Raw genomic sequence first — 18,040 nt, 5'->3', positions numbered from 1 at the left:
CTGCCCCTGCCCTCAGGGCGTGGGCAGCCAGTCCACCTTCCCCGCGAGCAGCGCGTACCCGGTGAAGGCCACGATGTCGATCAGCGCATGGGCCGCGACCAGCGGGCCGACGCGCCCCCAACGGCGGTAGAGCAGCACGAAGATGACGCCCATGACCATGTTCCCGATCATGCCGCCGATGCCCTGGTAGAGGTGGTACGTGCCCCGCAGCAGAGAACTCGCGGCGAGGGCGGCCCAGGGCGACCAGCCGGCCTGGCCGAGTCTGCGCAGCAGATAGCCGACCACGATCACCTCTTCCACCACCGCGTTCTGCAGTGCGGAGGCGATCAGCACCGGAATCCGCCACCACACGTGCGGCAGCGACTCCGGCACCACCGTGAGGTTGAACCCCGCCTGCAGCGCCACCAGATACAGGGCCAGCCCGCTGCCCCCGATGGCCGCCGCGAGCAGCGCGCCCCGGCCGAGGTCGAAGCCCGGCCTGAGCCGGTCGAATCCGACGGCGCGCAGGCCGCCCGCCCCCTCGCGCATGAGCAGATGCGCCACGAGCGCGACCGGCACCAGAGCAGTGGCGACGCCGAACAGCTGCCAGGCCAGGTCGAGCCAGGGCCGGTCGGGCGCACGGGAGGTGTTGAGATTCGCGGCCTGGTCGGCGAGGGCACCCGGCGCGGTCACCGACCCGACGAAACTGATCAGCGCCGAGACCGCGCTCGCTCCGAGCGAGAGCGCCAGTACGAGCAGCGTCTCGTGCCGCAGGGTGCGCGGCGAGAGGTCTTCCCCGGGCGCCGGGGAGAACCCGGGGCCCCTCGCTTGCGAGTGCACACACGCCTCCACTTCAGCCGGACGGCCGCCTCGTCCTCCGCCTCTTGCGCGGGGCCGGGGCGGCTCCCGGTGGCGCGGGCAGCGGCCCGCGGGAGACCGGAACGGCACCCCGGACCGTCACAGCTTGCCCGACGAGCGAGGCTCCGGCCCAGCCGGGGCGCTACGGCCCGGGCGGCCAGGTGTGCACGGGCTCCCCTGTGCGGGCCAGTTCGCAGTAGCGCCTGGTGACCGCCGCGAGCGACTTCTCCCGGTCCAGACCGGAGTCGACGGCACGGTGATAGGCGGCGGCCTGCCAGGACGCACCGTTGACGCGGCGGCGGCACCGCTCCTCGATGACCCGCAGACAGCGTTCCCGATCCGCGCTCTCCACCCCCCAGGCATCCAGCCCGGACGCGGCCAGCGGCAGCAGCTCCTCCTGCACGAGCTGCACCGCGGGGATCCTGGTCAGGCCGCCGGGCCGGCCGGAGCGAGGCCAGGTCAGCTCGGCGTCGATGCCGTAGCGGCAGGCCGCGTCGAAGTTCTCCGCCGCCGCGGCGAAGGGCAGCCGTGACCACACGGGGCGCGGTTCGTCGGCGAGGCTGCGCACCAGGCCGTAGTAGAGGGCGGTGTTGGCCAGCACGTCGGCGATGGTGGGCCCGGCGGGCAGTACGCGGTTCTCCACCCGCAGGTGCGGTACGCCGCCGCTGACGGCGTAGACCGGCCTGTTCCACCGGTAGACGGTGCCGTTGTGCAGCACCAGTTCGGGCAGCCCGGGGATTCCGCCCCGCGCCAGCACGCTGCCGGGGTCCTCCTCGTCGCAGATGGGCAGCAGCGAGGGAAAGTAGCGCAGGTTCTCCTCGAAGAGGTCGTAGGCGGAGCTGATCCAGCGCTCCCCGAACCAGGTGCGCGGCCGCACGCCCTGCGCCTTGAGCTCCGCGGGCCTGGTGTCGGTCGCCTGCTGGAAGAGCGGGATGCGCGACTCGCGCCACAGCTCCCGGCCGAAGAGGAAGGGGGAGTTGGCGCCGGTGGCGATCTGGACGGCGGAGACGGCCTGCGAGGCGTTCCACACGTCAGCGAAGCGCTCCGGCGTCACCTGCAGGTGCAGCTGCACCGAGGTGCAGGCCGCCTCGGGAGCGATGGAGGGAGAGGTGCGGGTCAGTCGCTCGACACCGTCGATGTCGAGGACGACCTCCTCGCCGCGCGCGGCCATGATCTGGTCGTTGAGCAGGGTGTAGCGGTCCACGTCGGTGAGGTTCGCGGAGACGAGGTCCTCGTCGGTGAGCGTGGGGAGGATGCCGATCATCACGATTCCGGCGCCCTCTTCGCGTGCCTGCCTGTCCGCGTATCCCAGCCCGGTGCGCAGCTCCTCCGCCAACTGGTCCAGGACCCGTCCGGAAAGGCGGTGCGGAACGATATTGACTTCCAGATTGAACTGACCGAGCTCGGTCTGGAAATCCTCACTCCCGATACGCCGCAGCACTTCGGCGTTCATCATGCGCGGCAGCCCGTCCGCGTCGGCCAGATTCAGCTCGATCTCCAGCCCCATGAGATTCCGGGGACGCTCGAACCGGCTCTCGTCCAGCAGCACTTTCAGCGCGTCGAGGCACTCACGCAGCTTGCGCCGGTACCGATGCCGGTCGGACAGGGCGAACCCGTCTGACACGACCTTCTCACCCATCGGGGCGTCCCTCCTCGATACGGCCGCGTGGTGTCGGCCATGATGCCCGGCGAGGACTCCGGTAACGCCTCGCCGCTGACCCGGTACCCAGCTGCGGGTACGCTGGCACCTGATTCCCCGCGGCACGTTCCACGGGCATGCGGCGGACGTTCCGCACCATTCGCACAGGCCGCTGCAACGGGCCGGTGAAATCAGGCCGACCACACCGCCGGCGTTCCTCCAGGCGGCATGCGCGACAGGTCCGGCAAAAGCACTGAAATGCCGCGAAAAGCTGACCGGCCGACCGCTTGCTCCCGGATCGGGAAGGCGTTAGCCGAAATTCCCGGGAAACACCCTTCGTATAAACTCCGGGCAAGGCCCAGACGCGGTACCGCCGGGACGGCCCGGCGCCCCGCAGCCGAAGCCTCCCGCCGCCCTCCCGGCGGCCTTTCCATGCAGACAGTGCTGTCCGCGCGCCATCCCTGTACCACCCGTGTCTCAGTGAAGGGCGACCCATCATGTCTCTGCAGGTTCCCCCGGCCCCGCCCGCCGCATCCCACAGTGTCCTCGCGGCGCTGCGCTCCCCCGGCGCGACGCACCGCGGCCGCACACCTCTCGCACCGGGCGGCGCCCCCTGCTCGCTCCAGCCCGAACTGCCGCTCCCGCTGCACGAGATGGCCTCCTTCGACCCGCCCCGCGGAGGTTCCCTCACCCGGCTCGCCGGCTGGAGGTTCCTGCTGCGGGAGAGCGGCGCACCGGCAGGCGCCCCCGCCGCCGGCGCGGCGGAGACCGTACTGACCGCCGACGGCTGGGCGTTCGCCTGCTTCAGCGAGGGCCCGTACGTCACCTCGACGCAACGCGCCCTGAGACAGGCGGAGTCGATGCCCGGGTCCTACCAGCCCCGGCTGCTGTCCGTACCCCAGCTGTACATGCTGACCCTGTGGCTGCACACGGACGCGGACGCCGACGCCTCCGGGGGCACCCCGCTGCCCGCGGACGTGCTGATACCGCTGGCGCCCGCCCCGCCCGGCATCACCCCCCACCTGCCCCGCCGGGTGGATGCGCTGCTGCCGCTGCTGACCCGTCGCGTGGCGACAACTCCCCTGCTGCGGACGCCTGTTTGAGATCAGTGCGGTACGGTACCGCCTACCGCGTCCGGTGATCCCCCGTGACGTCGGCCCGGGTGCCTGCCCGAGAACGGCAAATCATCCCGAAGCGCAACCCAGTTGAAGGCAACCACCCGCACGGGTGATGCGTCTGTCCTGGTCGAGGAGTGGTGACGCGAAATCCCTGCGGATTCGTCTCCGCGGGGGAACACTGGGGACAGACCGATGAACGGGGGCGGCCATGGACACCACGGCCAGTCGCAGTACACACACCACGACACAACGGAAGACGACAGCGAAAATGTGCCAGCACCAGCCACCCTGCCCGACAGCCGAATCCGCCGACCGGGAAGCCGCCCACCCTGTGGCCCACTTCCCGGAACAGGGCTGGAGCCTGCTGTGCAACGGAGTACTCCTCTTCGAGGACACCGGTGAGCTGTTGCCGGACGGCAAGATCATCGATCCGCACCGCCCGCTCGACAGCCGTAACGTCGCCACCGCTGCCTGATCCCACCGCGCTGGCGGACCAGGGCCGGCCCGGCACTCTGCCGCACCGGCCCTGACCTGTGCTCCAGGCCGAACGTTCCGTCAGCTGTCGTACTCCTCCACCGGCGGGCAGGAGCAGACCAGGTTGCGGTCCCCGAAGGCCCCGTCGATCCGCCGCACCGGAGGCCAGTACTTGTCCGAGGCGCTCACTCCGGCCGGGAAGACGGCCTCCGCCTTCTCGTAGGGGTGTTCCCAGGAGCGGGTGAGCTGCCGCGCCGTGTGCGGTGCGTTGCGCAGCGGGTTGTCCTCCGCAGGCCATTCCCCCGAACCGACCTTGTCGATCTCGGAGCGGATCTCGATCATGGCCTCGCAGAAGCGGTCGAGTTCGGCGAGGTCCTCGCTCTCGGTCGGCTCGATCATCAGCGTCCCCGGCACGGGGAACGACATCGTCGGCGCGTGGAAGCCGTAGTCGATCAGCCGCTTGGCCACGTCGTCGATGCTCACCCCCGTCTGCTTGGTCAGCGGCCGCACATCGACGATGCATTCGTGCGCGACGAGTCCGCGCGGTCCCGTGTAGAGCACCGGATAGTGCGGCTCCAGGCGCTTGGCGATGTAGTTCGCCCCGAGCACGGCCGTCTGGGTCGCGCGGCGCAGCCCCTGGGCACCCATCAGCCGTACGTACGCCCAGGAGATCGGCAGGATTCCGGCCGAGCCCCAGGGCGAGCCCGAGACCGGGCCGATGCCGCCGGCGGGCCCCGCGGCCGGCTGCAGCGGGTGGTTGGGCAGGTGCGGCGCGAGGTGCTCGCGCACACCGATCGGGCCGACGCCCGGGCCGCCGCCGCCGTGCGGGATGCAGAAGGTCTTGTGCAGATTCAGGTGGGAGACGTCCGCACCGAACTTGCCCGGCCTGGCCAGTCCCATCAGGGCGTTGAGGTTCGCGCCGTCCACGTAGACCTGTCCGCCCGCGTCGTGCACGGCCCCGCAGATGTCGGTGATGTGCTCCTCGAAGACCCCGTGCGTGGAGGGGTAGGTGACCATGAGCACGGCGAGTTCGTCGCCGTACTGCTCGATCTTCGCGCGCAGGTCGCCGGTGTCGACGTCGCCGTCGTCGCTGGTCCTGACCACCACGACGCGCATCCCGGCCATGACGGCGCTCGCCGCGTTCGTACCGTGCGCCGAGGACGGGATGAGGCAGACGGTGCGCCGGTCCTCGCCGCGTGAGCGGTGGTAGGCGCGTACGGCCAGCAGTCCGGCCAGTTCACCCTGCGAGCCGGCGTTGGGCTGCAGGGACACCCGGTCGTAGCCGGTGATCTCCGCGAGCTGCTCCTCGAGCTGGCGGATGAGTGCGACGTAGCCCTCGGCCTGGTCCAGGGGCGCGAAGGGGTGCAGCGCACCGAACTCGGGCCAGGTGACGGCCTCCATCTCGGCCGTGGCGTTGAGCTTCATCGTGCACGACCCGAGCGGGATCATGCCGCGGTCCAGGGCGTAGTCCCGGTCGGCGAGCCGGCGCAGGTAGCGCAGCAGCGCGGTCTCCGAGCGGTACTCGTGGAAGACGGGGTGCGTGAGGTAGTCGTCGGTGCGCAGCAGGCCCTCGGAGAGGGCGTCGGCGGCCCGGGAGTCCAGCTCCTCGATGTCCGCCTCGACGCCGAACGCGGCCCACACGGCCGAGAGCTGGGCGCGTCCCGTGGTCTCGTCGCAGGCCATGCCGACGTGGTCGGCGTCCACCTGCCGCAGGTTCACCCCCGCCTCACGTGCCCGGGTGACGACCTCGGCGGCGCGGCCGGGGACGCGTGCGGTGACGGTGTCGAAGTAGCTGCCGTGCACGATCTCGACGCCGCCCGCGCGAAGACCGCCGGCGAGGATCGTGGCGAGGCGGTGGGTGCGCCGGGCGATGCCCGCCAGCCCTTCCGGACCATGGTGCACGGCGTACATGCCGGACATCACCGCGAGCAGCACCTGCGCGGTGCAGATGTTGCTGGTGGCCTTCTCACGGCGGATGTGCTGCTCACGCGTCTGCAGGGCGAGCCGGTAGGCCTGGTCGCCGTCCGCGTCCTTGGAGACGCCGACGAGACGCCCGGGCAGGCTGCGGGCGTGCTTCTCCCGCACCGCCATGTAGCCGGCGTGCGGGCCGCCGAAGCCCATGGGGACGCCGAAGCGCTGGCTGGAGCCGACGGCGATGTCCGCGCCGAGCGTGCCGGGCGAGGTGAGCAGGGTGAGCGCCAGCAGGTCGGCCGCGACCGTGACGATCGCACCGAGTCCGTGCGCCTGCTCGATGACGGCCCGCGGGTCGCGTACGGCGCCGGAGGCTCCCGGGTACTGCAGCAGCATCCCGAAGACACCGCGATCGGCCACGTCCGCCGGGATGCCCTCGTCGAGGTCGGCCACGACGACCTCGACGCCGGCGGGTTCGGCACGGGTGCGCAGGACGGCGACGGTCTGCGGCAGGCAGTCCGCGTCGACGAGGAAGACGCCTTGCTTGACCTTGCCGACACGGCGGGAGAGCGCCATGGCCTCGGCCGCGGCGGTCGGCTCGTCCAGCAGGGACGCTCCCGAAGTGGGCAGGCCCGTCAGATCGGCGACCATGGTCTGGAAGTTGAGCAGCGCCTCCAGGCGGCCTTGCGAGATCTCCGGCTGGTAGGGCGTGTACGCGGTGTACCAGGCGGGGTTCTCCATGATGTTGCGTACGATCACCGGCGGCGTGAAGGTGCCGTAGTAACCGAGGCCGATCATGGTGGGCAGAACCTCGTTGCGCCCGGCGAGGTCACGCAGTTCCGCCAGCACCTCCGCCTCGGTCCGGGCGGGGGCCAGTTCCAGGGCCTCACCGCTCTTGATCGCCTCGGGGACTGCGGCTGCCGTGAGTTCGTCGAGTGAACCGTATCCGACCTGCGCGAGCATCTTGGCCCGTGCTCCGGCGTCAGGGCCGATGTGCCGCCGTTCGAAAGGAGTGCCGCGTTCCAGGTCGTTGAGGGGGATGCGGTTGGCAGTCATCTGCGGGGGCCTCCTGGTCACTGTGACCTACGAGGGACACCACGGCACGGGTGCCCGGACGGCCTCCCCCTCTGTCATCGCAACCTGAGAGCTTCACCGGCCCGGCCCGCTGTGCGGGCAGCCCGGCTTTCACCGTCGGTGAGGGAGAGCCCAGGCACTGCATGGCCCGCCCTGCTTTCCAGAGTGACCTCACCCGCGCGGTACGTGAGCCTGAGAGATTCCGGGGAGGAGTTGCTCCTTCGGCGCCCCCGGCGCTGACGCCGGAGGACTCTCCCGCTCGGGGTCGTCAGCCACTTTCGAGACTACCAGCGCTTCCCGTCACGGGAACCGGAGGTGCACTCGAGTGGCCAACAGCTCGGATATGCCTTTGGGTGGTAATACGGCTTGTACGTCCGGCTTCCGGCGTCCTCGACGCCCCCGGCGCCGCGTCTGCGCGGCGGCGGGAAACGGGGCCGAGGGAGGGGTTCGTCAGACCGTCGGACCCAGGACCGGCCACGGCTCGAACCGCGCCCGGCACCCCAGTCGCGACCAGTTGGAGGGACCGGTGCAGACCGACATCGACCCGAGGAGCCTCATCGGGCGCAGAGCGCTCGACGCGAGCGGCTGCAAGATCGGAACGGTCGGCGAGGTGTACCTCGACGACGCCACGGGCGCCCCCGAGTGGGCCGCCGTCCGCACGGGTCTCTTCAGACGCGAGGCCCTGATCCCTCTCGAACCGAGCGAACTGGTCGGCGACGTACTCCGGGTGCCCTTCGACCGGGCGCTGATCAGGAACACCCCGGTGCTCGGTGTGGGCCGGCACCTCTCCCCCCGGCAGGAGCTGCAGCTCTACCTGCACTACGGGCTGGACGTTCCCGCAGCCGCGGAGGGCCCCTCTCCCGGCCCCGACCGGGACTTCGGGCGCATAGCGGGGTCGGAGAGCTGAACGCCGGTGATCAGTACGGCCGGGCGTCGCCGGTCCGGCCCGTGGGCTCCTGCCGCTGCGGCTTTCCGGGGCCCGCCATGGCGGCCAGCGGAGGCGGTTCGCTGCTGTGCAGGTCCGGATCGTCGACGGCGAAGGTGCGCACCCTGCCGGGCGGCGATCCGGGTGTCTCGAACCGTACGGTGACGCGGCCCACGCCGCTGCCCTGCACCCATCCGCAGCCGTGTTCGGCGTGCCGTACGTCGCGGCCAGGAAGCCAGCGGCGCTCGGCGGGCGGTCCGGCGGCCCCGGACGCCGCCACCCGCCCCCCGGCCGCCTCATCCTCCGAAACGCTCCCCCCGGGTGTCTCCGCGTCGGCAGTCGCCTGTGCCTGGGCGAAGAGGTCCTCCTGGGTGAAGTCCGCGAGCCCGGTGACACCCACACCGAGCAGCCGCACCCCGGCCGTGGTGTCCACGGTGTCGATCAGTCTGGCCGCAGCCTCGCGCACCACACCCGCGTCGTCGGTGGGACCTCGCAGCGTCTCGGAACGGGTCAGCGTGGAGAAGTCGTAGCTGCGCACCTTGATCACCACGGTGCGCCCCGACCTCCCCGCCGCCCGCAGCCGCTCCACGCAGCGGGAGGCGAGCCTCGCCACGTGCGCCCGGACGAGGATCCGCTCCGTGAGGTCCACGTCGAAGGTGTCCTCCACCGACACGGATTTCGCGTCCCGCTCAGCGATGACCGGGCGGTCGTCCCAGCCGTTCGCCATCGCGTACAGGGATGTGCCGTGCGCCCTGCCGAGCAGCCGCAGCAGCTCCGCCTCACCCGCTTCCGCCGTCTCCCCCACCGTGGTGATCCCGGAGCGGCGCAGCACCTCAGCCGTGGCGGGTCCGACGCCCGGCAAGGTGCGTACGGGCATCGGGGCGAGCAGGTCCCGTTCCGTTCCAGGCTCGATGACCCGCAGTCCGTCGGGCTTGGCCTCCTCCGAAGCGATCTTGGCCAGCATCTTGGACCCGGCCAGTCCGACGGAGCCACTCAGACCTGTGGCCTCCCGGATCATGCCGCGCAGGCGCTCGCCGACCGCCTGTGCGGCCGCGGAGTCGGCGGAGGCGAGCACCTCCCCCGCTTCCAGGTCGACAAAGGCCTCGTCGAGGCTGAGCGGCTCCACGAGGGGGGAGTGTCCGGCGAGGATCTCCATCACCGCTTCGCTGACCTGCCGGTAGAGGCCGAAGCGCGGGATGAGGTACGCGGCGTTGGGGCACAGCCGACGGGCCTGAGCCATGGGCATGGCGGAATGGACGCCGAAGACCCGGGCTTCGTAGGAGGCGGTGGAGACCACTCCGCGCGGCCCGAGACCGCCCACGACGACCGGCTTCCCACGGAGGCTGGGCTTGGACGCCTGTTCCGCGGCGGCGTAGAAGGCATCCATGTCCAGATGCAGGATCGTCGGTGCGCTTCTCACATTCCTCGATGCTGCCGCATGCCTCTGACAGTCTCAGCCGGCGCGGTTGCGCCGCCGTGCCAGTTCGTCCCCCGGATGGTCGCCGGCGACGGTCTCGCCGGTCGCGACGGACTCTCCGTGGAGCTGCGACAACGCGCCCTCGACGTCCTTCCAGACCACGCCGACAGCGATACCGAAGACACCCTGGCCGCCCTGCAGCAGGTCGACGACCTCGTCGGGCGAGGCGCACTCGTAGACGGTGGCGCCGTCACTCATCAGCGTCATCTGTGCCAGGTCCGTCATGCCACCGGAGCGCAGATGCTGCACGGCGGTGCGGATGTTCTGCAGCGACACCCCCGTGTCGAGCAGCCGCTTGACGATCTTGAGGACGACGACGTCGCGGAAGCTGTAGAGCCGCTGGCTGCCCGAGCCGTAGGCGGGCCTGATACTCGGCTCCACCAGGCCGGTGCGCGCCCAGTAGTCGAGCTGGCGGTAGGTGATGCCGGCCGCCGAGCAGGCGGTGGGCCCTCGGTAGCCGATCGAGTCGTGGACGTGACCCTCGCATCCGGATTCCGCCGGGGCGGTCCGCGCCGCGGAACCCGCGGGCGGAGGGGGGTCTTCCGCTGCCATACCGTCGCCGGTACTTCTCACGCCGACCTCCGTCCTCCGCATCCCGGGGTAGACCCCCGGGATCTGCTCACCGAAGGTAGGCAGTCACCAGGGGTGCGTCAACGATCGCCACACTAGGCACGCCGAGTGACAATCACCCAAGGAGTGGTTTCCCGTAACCGCGCACGGGGAACTGCTGGCCCTTCACGACCGCAGGACGCAGGCGGAAACGCGCCGGCACGGGGGTCACTGGCTGCTGGTCCCGAAATCCTCGGGCGAGATCTGGTCGAGGAACTCGCGGAACTTCTCCACCTCGTCCTCCTGCTCGTCAGGGATGGCGATCCCCGCGTCCTCCAGCACAGCGTCACTGCCGTAGATCGGTGTCCCGGTACGCAGCGCGAGCGCTATGGCGTCGGAGGGACGCGCACTGACCTCGACCCCGCTGGCGAAGACGAGCTCGGCGTAGAAGACACCTTCCCTCAGATCCGTGATCCGGACAGCCGTCAGCTCCTGCCCCACCGCTTCCAGAACGTCCTTGAACAGATCGTGGGTCAGTGGGCGCGCAGGAGTCATGCCCTGCTGCGCGAAGGCGATTGCAGTGGCCTCCCCGGGGCCGATCCAGATGGGGAGGTACCGGTCGCCACCCGCTTCCCGCAGCAGCACGATCGGTTGATTGGAGGGCATTTCGACCCGCACACCCACAACGTCGAGCTCGTTCACACAGCAACCCTAGGCCGTGCCCCGCCTGTTTGGGTAGTCGGGACCCGCCCTGAGCTGTCGTATGAACCGACTCGGCCGGGAAAGATCGGTCACAGCCCCGAAGGCAGGAGCAAATCCGCAGGGCAGGGGGCACATGGGCCTCGGAAGACCGGCCCGGTGGACGCACCCGGGTGGCGCGGCCGTCCCGGCGTCCGCTGAGCGCCCCGCGGCCCGCGCAGGCGGGTCATGGCCCGTCGTGCAGGGCCCCGCAGGCACCCGGCGCGGGCACGGACAGGCCGGTGAACGGGTGAGGGTGACATCGCACACGTCCGAAACCCTCAGCGACGTCGGGCTCTGCGTGCCCGTCGGCGGGAGTCCTCACCGTCCGGCGGTGCCTTCAGGGCGCCGCCGGACGGTGAGGATGTTGCGGCGTGGACCGGGAAGAGGTCAGACGGCGCGCTGACTGGCGAAGAAGACCAGCCTGTACTTGCCGATCTGCACCTCGTGGCCGTTGGACAGCGGGACGCCGGCCTCGATGCGCTCACGGTTGACGTAGGTGCCGTTGAGGCTTCCGACATCCGAAACGGTGAAGACGCCGTCCGGCCCGCGCCGGAACTCCACGTGCCGTCGGGAGACGGTCACATCGTCCAGGAAGATGTCACTCTCCGGATGACGGCCGGCGGTGGTCAGCTCACCGTCCAGCAGGAAGCGGCTTCCCGAGTTCGGTCCACGGCGCACCACCAGCAGTGCGGAGCCCAGAGGGAGTGCGTCGACCGCGGCCTGCGCCTCGGGAGACAACGGCGGCGACTTCTGGCCTGTCGCCTCCGCCTCGTACGCCTCCAGACCGGAGATCGAGATCGTGGAAGTCGTCTCGGAGGACCCTTCGGCCACGGGCGACCCGCCCCGAAGCGGTGCCCCGCAGTTCGAACAGAACCGGCTCGCCTCGGCGACCTGCGTCCCGCACCTGCTACACACCGGCACGGCGTTCCCTCCGCCCGTCGAGTTCGATGGTGATCCGGAACTTATGCGGCCCGACGCTCCGGGGTCAACCGAAGCCCTGTCGCCGCCACCAGCACCGTCGCCGCCCTGAGCACCGACCTCGTCACGGAACAGCGGCCGCTCGGCGCTCTCCGCGTCAGGACCCGCCCCGGGCCCCTGCTGCCGCGAGGAGCCGTGCCGCGCGGCTTCGCCGCCATCGTTCTGGCGGCCCTTGCCGAACAACCTTGCAAAAAAACTCACGGGCGATTCCCCTCGCACGAAACAGACCCGCCCGTGGGGCAGGACAGACCCTCGATGCTCTCACTCGGCCGATCGTGACGCCCAGACAACGTCCCTGACCTTCGGACAGTTTCCCTCACGCGATGGTCACCGGGTCCGTCGGCCCCCCGCAAGCCTTCCCGACCCTCTCACCGCGATGATGACCGAGCGTAATCAGGACGCTTCGCAGAGCGCAAGGCGTCCACGACGATCTCCTTGGAGGCCGTCACGGACGCCTCCGCCTGCTCCTTGCGGAGCGTCTGGACGACGCCGCCGGGAATGTTCAGCGCCGGCTCGAGGTCCTGGGGCTTGCCGATCACCTGAAAGCGGTACGGCTGGCTGACCTTCTTGCCGTCCACGCGCACCCCGCCCGGGGTGTCCGAGAAGTAGGTGCTGGCCACCACCCGGACGTTGTTGATCTCTATCGCCTCGGCGCCCGCCGCCCGCAGCTCCTGGACGGCGTCAAGGAGCATGTCCGCCTCCACAGCGCCGCGGGTGTCGGTCACGGTCAGTTCGATCCCCGGTCCCCGGGCACCGACCGTACCGGCCAGAACGCCCAGCTGGCGGGCCTTCTGCCGGGTCTGCTTCCGGGCCTCCTCGGCCTGGTCCGAGCTGTTCTCCAACTCGGTGCGCTGGTTCTCGAGGCTTTGCTTCTCGTCCTCAAGGCGCTCGGTGCGGTCGTCCAGCTCGTCGAGGATGCGCACGAGGTCTTCCTGCCGGGCTCCGCGGAGCGAGCTGTTCTCGCTGGTGGAGCGCACCTGGATGGCAAGGCCCAGGCCCAGCACGAAAAGCAGCAGCGCGACGATGAGCTGCGCCCGTGTCACACGCGGCGGCCACACCGCCTGGGCCAGGCGCTGACGCCCCGTGCGTTTGTCCTTACGCCCTTCTGCCGAGGGTCCGGACGGCTCCTGCTCCCCGCCCTGCGGGTCTGAGTCTCCCTCCGCTCCCCCGGCCTCGGACGTCTCCTCCGGGGCCGGTGGCTTCCCGGCGTCCCCCGCGCCGTCTCCCTCTGCGCCCCTGCGGCTCTCGGGGCGGTCGTCACCACCGGGAGTGCCAGCGGACGCCGGTTGCTCCGACGGCAGCTCGCCGGGGTGCTTGTTGTCGTCGTCGCTCATCGGCCTCACGCCCGGAAGACGTGCCGGCGGATGGCCGCCGCGTTGGAGAAGATGCGGATGCCGAGCACGACGACGACGCCCGTCGAGAGCTGCGCCCCCACGCCCAGCTTGTCGCCGAGGAAGACGATCAGCGCGGCGACCACGACGTTCGACAGGAACGAGACGACGAACACCTTGTCGTCGAAGATCCCGTCGAGCATGGCGCGCAGCCCGCCGAAGACCGCGTCCAGCGCCGCCACGACGGCGATCGGGAGATAGGGCTCGACCAGCGTCGGGACGACGGGCCGGACGACGAGTCCGGCCACGACTCCCACGATGAGGCCCAGTACGGCGATCACGATCTGCTGCCCTCTCCTGTCTGCACGGGCTCTGCCGTTCTTACGATCAGGCTCGGCGCGGCAGGAAGCCGCACGTCGTCCTGGGTGCTCAAGCTGGAACGCACACCGTAGTTCTCCTGCAGCACCTGCAAGTACTGGCCGTCGGCGCTGTCCTGGAAGGTGCTGCTGAGCTTCTGCCCCGGCCCCAGCGCGAGCAGAGTGTACGGCGGCACGAGCGGTTTGTTGTCCACGAGTATCGCGTCACCGGCGGCGCGGATCGCCGAAAGAGCCGTCAGACGCTGGCCGTTGACCGACACCGCCTCCGCACCCGACTCCCACAGGCCGTTCACCACACGCTGCAGGTCCCGGTCCCGCACCCGCCCGTTGTCGGAGAAGCCGCTGCCCTGCCGCGGGCCGCCCGTGTCACTGTCCCGGGTGTCCTTGGCGTCGTCGACGAGGAGTTTGACGCCGGGGCCGTGGACCGGGAGGGCACCGGACAGCAGCCCGACGGTCTCCGCCTCTTCGCCACCGTGCTTCTCCAGCGCCTTTCGCTGCTTCTCCTCGACGTCACGGCGCAGCCTGTCGACGTTCCCCTGCAGCGCGTCGGTGCGCCGGTCGCCCTCGTCGATGCGGGAGATCAGCTCCTGGCGCTCCTTGGCGAGTTCGGGTGCGGAGACCCTGGCCTCGGCCGCGCCGACGGTGACCACCAGCGCCGCGAGGATCAGTCCGGCGGCGAGCCACAGCTTGGCCCGCACGGTACGCGGCATGCCCGAGCGGCCCTCTTCAGCACGCCGGGCAGCCGCCTGCGCGTACCCGTCGTCCAGGCTGTGGTCCATCGCGTTGGTCAGCAGCGACATGGAGGCATCGGGTCGCGCAGGCCGCGATGCGGTACTCCGTTCAGGGTGCTGCTGCGACATGACGCACATCGTCGCACGGCAGGGGTGCCGCCGCCGAATGGGCCCACCTGCTTGGGGGCGTCAGCGTCCGGCGCTGTCCACCACCGCCGACCACTCGTCCAACAGGGCCTGTGCGGAGGCCTCGTCGGGGCCTTCCGCCCACAGATGGGTGACCGCTTCCGCGGGGTCGGGGAGCACCATCACCCAGCGTCCGTCGGACTCCACGACGCGGACGCCGTCGGTCGTGTCCACGGACCGGTCCGCCGCGGCCTCCACGACGGTCCGCATCACGAGCCCCTTCACGGCCCACGGCGTGGCCAGATCACGCTTGAGCACGTGCGCACGCGGAATTCGCGCGTCGATCTGGCTGAGCGTGAGCTGCGCACGTGCCACGAGGCCGGTGAGGCGTACGAAGGCTGCCGAGCCGTCGAAGACGGAGCTGAACTCCGGCGTGATGTAGCCGCCCCTGCCGTCGCCGCCGAAGACGGTGGTCTCTTCGCGGCCCACCCTCGTCAGGTCGTCGGGTGAGGTCGTCGTCCACTCCACCTGCGTGCCGTGGTAGGCCGCGACCTGTTCGGCGATGCGGGTCGTGGTGACCGGCAGTGCGACGGTACCGCTGCGCCGCTCCGCGGCGATCAGATCGAGCATCACCAGCAGGGCGCGGTCGTCCTCGACGATCCGGCCGCGCTCGTCGACGAGGGAAAGTCTTTCCCCGACAGGGTCGAAGCGGATACCGAAAGCGGCGCGCGCCGAGGCGACGATCTCCCCGAGCCGTGCGAGGCCGGCGCGGCGCTCGTCGGCGGTCTCGGTGGGACGTGACTCGTCGAGACCGGGGTTGACGGTCAGCGACTCGACGCCCAGCCGGCCCAGCAGACTCGGCAGGACGAGGCCGGCACTGCCGTTGGCGGCGTCCACGACGATCTTGAGCCCCGCCTCCGCGACGCCCGAGGTGTCCACGGCTCGCAGCAGCGCGCCCGTGTAGGAGTCGTAGAGGCTGGAGGGGAAGCGCAGGTCACCGATCTCGCCGGGGAACGCGCGCCGGTACTCCTGCCGCGCGAAGATCCGGTCGAGTTTGCGCTGCCCGGCCTGGGAGAGGTCGGCGCCGCGCTCGTCGAGGAACATGATGTCGACGTTGTCCTGGACACCCGGCGTCGTACGGATCATGATGCCGCCGGCGCTGCCGCGTGCGGTCTGCTGCCGTGCCACGGGGAGCGGTACGTTCTCCAGGTCCCGCACGTCGATGGCGCTGGTCTGCAGGGCGGAAATCATGGCCCGCTTCAGTGCCCGGGCCCCCCTGGAGTGGTCACGGGCCGTCGTGACGGTCGACCCCTTCTTCAGAGTGGTGGCGTAGGCACCGGCCAGCCGGACGGCCAGCTCGGGGGTGATCTCGACGTTCAGGATGCCGGAGACTCCCCGCGCGCCGAACAGGCGTGCCTGTCCCCTGGACTCCCAGATGACGGAGGTGTTGACGAACGCGCCGGCCTCGATGGTCTTGAAGGGATAGACGCGCACGTTGCCCTGCACGATCGATTCCTCGCCGACCAGGCACTCGTCGCCGATCACGGCGCCGTCCTCGATCCTTGCGGCCCGCATGATGTCCGTGTTCTTACCGACGACGCAGCCTCTGAGATTGGTCTGCTGACCGATGTAGACGTTGTCGTGCACAACGGCACGGTGGAGGAACGCACCACTCTTGACGACGACGTTGGAGCCGACCACGGAATGCTCACGGATCTCCGTGTCCGCCTCGACCTTCGCGTAGTCGCCGATGTAGAGCGGTCCGCGCAGCACCGCGTCCGGATGGACCTCGGCCCCTTCCGCGACCCACACCCCGGGAGAGATCTCGAAGCCGTCGATCTCGACGTCGACCTTGCCCTCCAGCACGTCGGCCTGTGCCTTCACATAGCTCTCGTGCGTGCCGACGTCCTCCCAGTAGCCCTCGGCGATGAAGCCGTAGATGGGCTTGCCTTCCTTCATCAGCCGGGGGAAGACGTCACCGGACCAGTCGACGGAGACGTCCGGCTCGACGTAGTCGAAGACCTCCGGCTCCATGACGTAGATGCCGGTGTTCACCGTGTCGGAGAAGACCTGGCCCCAGGTGGGCTTCTCCAGGAAGCGCTCGACCCTTCCTTCGTCGTCGACGATCGTGATCCCGAACTCCAGCGGGTTCGGGACGCGCGTGAGGCAGACGGTGACGAGGGCACCCTGCTGCCTGTGGTAATTGATGAGTTCGGTCAGGTCGAAGTCGGTGAGCGCGTCGCCGGAGATGACGAGGAACGAGTCGTCCTTGAGGGCCTCTTCGGCGTTCTTCACACTGCCGGCCGTACCGAGGGGCTTCTCTTCGTTGGCGTAGTCGAGCTCCATTCCGAGCTCTTCGCCGTCCCCGAAGTAATTCCTCACGAGCGAGGCGAGGAACTGCACCGTCACCACGGTCTCGCTCAGTCCGTGCCGCTTCAGCAGCCGCAGTACGTGTTCCATGATGGGGCGGTTGGCCACGGGCAGAAGCGGCTTGGGCATGCTCGCGGTCATGGGGCGAAGGCGGGTACCTTCGCCGCCGGCCATAACGACGGCCTTCATGTCGGAAGCGTCCTCCTCGGTAACGACGGTCGTACCGACTTCCCGATTCAGGACGGCCCACACATTCGGGTGGGGTCCGCCCCGGCCTCTACGACGCTGGAAAGGCAAGCTCAGTCGGTTGAGGTTCCCGTTCTGATCAGTCGGCGGACCTGGACCACGTAGAGGATCCCTGCCCACCAGTACAACGTCGTACCCCAGCCGGCGAACGCCCACCCGAGGATTGCAGCGAGTGACGCAATCCAGCCGGTTCCGTCACTGAGAAGCAGTAGGGGAAACGCGTACATCAGGTTGAACGTGGCAGCTTTGCCGAGGAAGTTCACCTGCGGCGGCGCATAGCCGTGGCGGTCCAGGACCCACACCATCACAAGCAGCAGCAGTTCCCTGGCCAGCAGAGCGAGTGTCAGCCAGAGCGGAAGGATCTCGCGCCAGGTGAGCCCGAGAAGGGTCGAGAGGATGTAGAGACGGTCGGCGGCAGGGTCCAGGATCCGGCCCAGATTGCTCACCTGGTTCCAACGCCGGGCCAGCTTCCCGTCCAGATAGTCACTGATGCCGCTCAGCGCGAGGATGAGCAACGCCCAGCCGTCACAGTTGGGTCCGCCGAAGACAGGCCAGAGGATCAGCCAGAGGAAGACCGGCACGCCTACCAGCCGGGCCATGCTGAGGATGTTCGGGATGGTGAAGACCCGGCCCCTGACGGCCTGCCTGTCCTGGACCTCCACCCGGGGCCTCCTGTGAGCAACCGAACCGACGACGCTCCTGACCCTACCGGCAGGGCGCTCGTCCCCGTCCACCGGGTCCGATTCCACCGCTTCCTCCGGATATGGGAGAAGCCCTGTCGGGTGTGGCGTGGCCACCCCGACAGGGCTTCTCTCACGTGTTGTTCGGCGGTGTCCTACTCTCCCACACGCTCCCGCATGCAGTACCATCGGCGCTGTCAGGCTTAGCTTCCGGGTTCGGAAAGTAACCGGGCGTTTCCCCGACGCTATGACCACCGAAACTCACACCCCCCACTTCTCCTGGGCCTGCCACACGTGGCGGCACGCCCCGGCAAGGGGGGGAAGTCTCAGCAAACACACACTGTTCACATGTCACGTGGTGCTGGATTGCGGGTTGCTGTCTCAGAAACCGCACAGTGGACGCGAGCAGAAGTACCTGTGGTCAAGCCCTCGGCTTATTAGTACCAGTCAACTCCA

The 18,040-nt window shown here is 69.8% G+C and carries 15 protein-coding genes, 1 rRNA gene and 1 riboswitch; of the genes, 3 read left to right on the top strand and 13 right to left on the bottom strand.

Annotation, left to right across the window (positions count from 1 at the left end):
• Window positions 1–12: 12 nt before the first annotated feature.
• Together H343_RS0120380 and H343_RS0120375 are read right to left on the bottom strand one after the other, a co-directional pair.
• A complete protein-coding gene (locus tag H343_RS0120380; RefSeq protein ID WP_051265609.1) occupies window positions 13–819 on the bottom strand; it encodes a CPBP family intramembrane glutamic endopeptidase in 807 nt (268 codons plus the stop codon).
• Window positions 820–979: 160 nt separating this feature from the next.
• On the bottom strand, window positions 980–2,476 hold the full coding sequence (locus H343_RS0120375; RefSeq protein ID WP_028432660.1) for a glutamate-cysteine ligase family protein: 1,497 nt from the start codon (window positions 2,474–2,476) through the stop codon (window positions 980–982).
• Window positions 2,477–2,973: 497 nt separating this feature from the next.
• Between H343_RS0120375 and H343_RS0120370 the strand changes: the two genes are divergently transcribed.
• Together H343_RS0120370 and H343_RS0120365 are read left to right on the top strand one after the other, a co-directional pair.
• Complete coding sequence (locus H343_RS0120370; protein WP_028432659.1) at window positions 2,974–3,579, top strand: hypothetical protein; 606 nt, start codon at window positions 2,974–2,976, stop codon at window positions 3,577–3,579.
• 283 nt (window positions 3,580–3,862) lie between these two features.
• Window positions 3,863–4,069: a DUF5999 family protein gene (locus tag H343_RS0120365; protein WP_028432658.1), complete on the top strand. Its 207-nt coding sequence runs from the start codon at window positions 3,863–3,865 to the stop codon at window positions 4,067–4,069.
• A gap of 80 nt (window positions 4,070–4,149) precedes the next feature.
• Here H343_RS0120365 and gcvP read toward each other — a convergent pair whose 3' ends face one another.
• Window positions 4,150–7,035 (bottom strand): aminomethyl-transferring glycine dehydrogenase, encoded by a 2,886-nt coding sequence (gene gcvP / locus H343_RS0120360; RefSeq protein WP_028432657.1) that lies wholly within the window; start codon window positions 7,033–7,035, stop codon window positions 4,150–4,152.
• 188 nt (window positions 7,036–7,223) lie between these two features.
• Window positions 7,224–7,321, bottom strand: a riboswitch (glycine riboswitch).
• Window positions 7,322–7,579: 258 nt separating this feature from the next.
• On the opposite strand from gcvP, the gene H343_RS0120355 reads away from it, so the two are divergent.
• Window positions 7,580–7,960, top strand: a complete 381-nt coding sequence (locus H343_RS0120355) for a PRC-barrel domain-containing protein (RefSeq protein ID WP_028432656.1) — start codon at window positions 7,580–7,582, stop codon at window positions 7,958–7,960.
• Window positions 7,961–7,970: 10 nt separating this feature from the next.
• Here H343_RS0120355 and H343_RS31755 read toward each other — a convergent pair whose 3' ends face one another.
• The 10 genes from H343_RS31755 to rrf all read right to left on the bottom strand — a co-directional run bounded on the left by H343_RS31755 (window position 7,971) and on the right by rrf (window position 17,843).
• Window positions 7,971–9,398: a DNA polymerase IV gene (locus H343_RS31755; protein WP_051265607.1), complete on the bottom strand. Its 1,428-nt coding sequence runs from the start codon at window positions 9,396–9,398 to the stop codon at window positions 7,971–7,973.
• 33 nt (window positions 9,399–9,431) lie between these two features.
• Window positions 9,432–10,007: a MerR family transcriptional regulator gene (locus H343_RS0120345; protein ID WP_486586981.1), complete on the bottom strand. Its 576-nt coding sequence runs from the start codon at window positions 10,005–10,007 to the stop codon at window positions 9,432–9,434.
• Between the two features lie 225 nt (window positions 10,008–10,232).
• The gene (locus H343_RS0120340) at window positions 10,233–10,706 is read right to left on the bottom strand and encodes a bifunctional nuclease family protein (protein WP_028432654.1); all 474 of its coding nucleotides are present in this window, start codon (window positions 10,704–10,706) and stop codon (window positions 10,233–10,235) included.
• 426 nt (window positions 10,707–11,132) lie between these two features.
• Window positions 11,133–11,576, bottom strand: coding sequence for an FHA domain-containing protein (locus tag H343_RS36060; RefSeq protein WP_486586987.1), 444 nt, complete (start codon window positions 11,574–11,576; stop codon window positions 11,133–11,135).
• Window positions 11,577–12,091: 515 nt separating this feature from the next.
• Window positions 12,092–13,057: a DUF881 domain-containing protein gene (locus H343_RS31750; protein ID WP_078505945.1), complete on the bottom strand. Its 966-nt coding sequence runs from the start codon at window positions 13,055–13,057 to the stop codon at window positions 12,092–12,094.
• A gap of 5 nt (window positions 13,058–13,062) precedes the next feature.
• Complete coding sequence (locus H343_RS0120325) at window positions 13,063–13,395, bottom strand: small basic family protein (protein WP_028432652.1); 333 nt, start codon at window positions 13,393–13,395, stop codon at window positions 13,063–13,065.
• Complete coding sequence (locus H343_RS0120320) at window positions 13,392–14,291, bottom strand: DUF881 domain-containing protein (RefSeq protein WP_078505944.1); 900 nt, start codon at window positions 14,289–14,291, stop codon at window positions 13,392–13,394. The genes H343_RS0120325 and H343_RS0120320 overlap by 4 nt, the downstream gene beginning before the upstream one ends.
• A 60-nt stretch (window positions 14,292–14,351) precedes the next feature.
• Entirely contained in the window at window positions 14,352–16,847 is a 2,496-nt protein-coding gene (locus tag H343_RS0120315; RefSeq protein WP_028432650.1) for a mannose-1-phosphate guanyltransferase, read from the bottom strand.
• A gap of 110 nt (window positions 16,848–16,957) precedes the next feature.
• On the bottom strand, window positions 16,958–17,566 hold the full coding sequence (clsA, locus tag H343_RS0120310) for a cardiolipin synthase ClsA (protein WP_028432649.1): 609 nt from the start codon (window positions 17,564–17,566) through the stop codon (window positions 16,958–16,960).
• Between the two features lie 160 nt (window positions 17,567–17,726).
• Window positions 17,727–17,843, bottom strand: a 5S ribosomal RNA gene (rrf, locus tag H343_RS0120305).
• Between the last annotated feature and the right edge of the window lie 197 nt (window positions 17,844–18,040).

It is taken from the genome of Streptomyces sp. TAA204 (genome assembly GCF_000424965.1).
Note: the sequence above shows the minus strand (reverse complement) of the source record. Positions and strands in the feature narration are given on the sequence as shown.

Coding starts and splice junctions, on each gene's coding strand:
- H343_RS0120375 (WP_028432660.1), bottom strand. CDS start 2,476: ATGGGTGAGAAGGTCGTGTCAGACGGGTTCGCCCTGTCCGACCGGCAT.
- H343_RS0120370 (WP_028432659.1), top strand. CDS start 2,974: ATGTCTCTGCAGGTTCCCCCGGCCCCGCCCGCCGCATCCCACAGTGTC.
- H343_RS0120365 (WP_028432658.1), top strand. CDS start 3,863: ATGTGCCAGCACCAGCCACCCTGCCCGACAGCCGAATCCGCCGACCGG.
- gcvP (WP_028432657.1), bottom strand. CDS start 7,035: ATGACTGCCAACCGCATCCCCCTCAACGACCTGGAACGCGGCACTCCT.
- H343_RS0120345 (WP_486586981.1), bottom strand. CDS start 10,007: ATGGCAGCGGAAGACCCCCCTCCGCCCGCGGGTTCCGCGGCGCGGACC.
- H343_RS31750 (WP_078505945.1), bottom strand. CDS start 13,057: ATGAGCGACGACGACAACAAGCACCCCGGCGAGCTGCCGTCGGAGCAA.
- H343_RS0120320 (WP_078505944.1), bottom strand. CDS start 14,291: ATGTCGCAGCAGCACCCTGAACGGAGTACCGCATCGCGGCCTGCGCGA.
- H343_RS0120315 (WP_028432650.1), bottom strand. CDS start 16,847: ATGAAGGCCGTCGTTATGGCCGGCGGCGAAGGTACCCGCCTTCGCCCC.